Below are 2104 nucleotides of genomic sequence, written 5' to 3' on the forward strand. Positions count from 1 at the left end.
GTGGAGGGTCATGGATAATCCGGCCTGATTTTACAAACGGGTTTATCTCACATAAACGATGCGCCGCGCATCCCCTTCGCCCTTTATTCTTTCCCCGATAGCTCAAGCTGTCTCCACGCTGGTGGTTTGCGCAGCACTGGGGATGACCGGTGCCGGGACGGCGCTCGCCCAAACTCCGGCTGCGTCACCTGCTCCTCTTCAGGGCGCTTCCGCCGTCCCCTCCGCAGACCCGCCCGCAGGCGACACCCCGAAACTCAAGTCTTCGCCCCAGCTGGCCGAGCAGGTTTCCAGCGACCCGCAGGACAAGGGCCCCACATTTGTTTTTGGCGACCGGATTTCCGGCCGCCCCGATCTTGAGACCGTGATTGACGGCAATGCGGAATTGCGCCGCGGGTCTACCGCCATCCGCGCGGACCGCATTGAGTACTACCAGCCCGAAGACCAACTTAAAAGCCGCGGCAATGTTCGCATCAACCGGGCGGGCAACAGGTTTGAGGGTCCCGAGCTGGAGATCAAGCTGGACCGGTTTGAAGGCTTTTTCACGACGCCGGCCTACCGCTTCCTCAGCAACAGCGGAAACGGCCAGGCGGAGCGGATCGATTTCATCGATGAAGGCCATTTGACGGCCCAGCGCGCCAGCTACACCACCTGCGAGCGCAATGACGAGGCCAGCTGGGAGCCCTCATGGGTATTGCGCGCCAGAAGCTTCGAGTTTGACCTGGACCGCGAAGTTGGCGTTGCCAATGGAGCCGTTGTGCGTTTCAAGGATGTGCCTATCCTGGCTTTCCCCCGGGTGAGTTTTCCGTTGAGCGACAAGCGCAAGTCGGGTCTTCTGCCGCCCTCCATCGGCATGGGCTCAATCAACGGGTTTGAGTATCGGCAACCTTATTACTTTGATATTGCGCCCAATCGGGACGCGACATTTTCACCGGCGATCATGACCAAACGCGGGGTGGACCTCGCCGGCGAATTCCGCTACCTGGAGCCGAAGTACACAGGCGAACTGCAGGGAAACTTCCTGCCCGGCGACAAGTTGCGCAATCGTGACCGCTGGTCCTACAGTTATCAACACGTTGGTGCCTTCAGCAGCGGCCTGTCATCCGTCGGCRACCTGGGCATCAACCTCAACATGAACCGGGTGAGTGACAACGATTATTGGCGTGACTTTCCAGCTCTCAAGGGGGCGACCACCCAGCGCCTTCTGCCCCAGGACGCGAGTTTGTCGTGGACCCGCGGGTTCTTTTCTTCGTCCATGCGAACGCTCAAATGGCAGACATTGCAGGATGTCACTTCGCCCATCGTTCCGCCTTACGACCGCCTGCCCCAGTTTGCAGCGGCGTACACCCGTGTGGATGCRCCGGTGGTGGGATTGGGCAATGGCTTTGACTGGTCGGTGGAGGGCGACTTCACCCGTTTTTCCGCAGATCGTCAGCTCACCAACCAGCCCAATAGTGACCGGGCATTCACGCGGCTGCAACTGAGCCGCCCCTGGCTGCTGCCTGCGGGGTACATCACCCCCAAAGTGCAGCTGCATGCCACGAGTTACAAATTTGATTCAGCGTTGCCCAATGGTGCGACAACGGCGTCGCGTGTTGTGCCTACCTTCAGCCTGGACAGCGGCGTGCAGTTTGAACGTAATGCCGGGTTCCTGGGCCGGAACTTTACCCAGACACTGGAGCCCCGGGCCTTTTATGTGCGTACACCCTATCGCGACCAGAGCCTGCTGCCCAACTACGACTCCGGGTCCAACGACTTCAACTTCGCCACGGTCTTTACCGAAAACGCATTTGTCGGCAATGACCGTATTTCAGACGCTAACCTGCTGACCCTGGGCGTTACCTCGCGTCTGCTGGATCCTGCGACCGGTGCTGAAGCTGTGCGTGTCGGCATTGCGCAGCGCTTTCGTTTTGAGGATCAGAAGGTGACCCTGCCGGGTGTATTGCCGGTCACCGACCGCATCAGCGACTTGCTGGTCGGGGCTTCCGTCAATTGGGTGCCGCAGTGGTCTTTCGACAGTACGGTTCAGTACAACCCGAAGACCAAGCAATCTGAGCGTGCATCGATTGGCGTGCGCTACAACCCCAGCAATTACCGCGTCATCAGT

Annotated in this window: 1 protein-coding gene; it reads left to right on the forward strand. The window is 59.7% G+C overall.

Annotated elements, in window-relative coordinates:
* Positions 1-58: 58 nt before the first annotated feature.
* On the forward strand, positions 59-2104 hold a 2046-nt coding region (locus AC1DWI_RS20770; protein WP_477725634.1), incomplete at its 3' end, for an LPS-assembly protein LptD.

The organism is Polaromonas sp. P3_C2 (assembly GCF_056402675.1).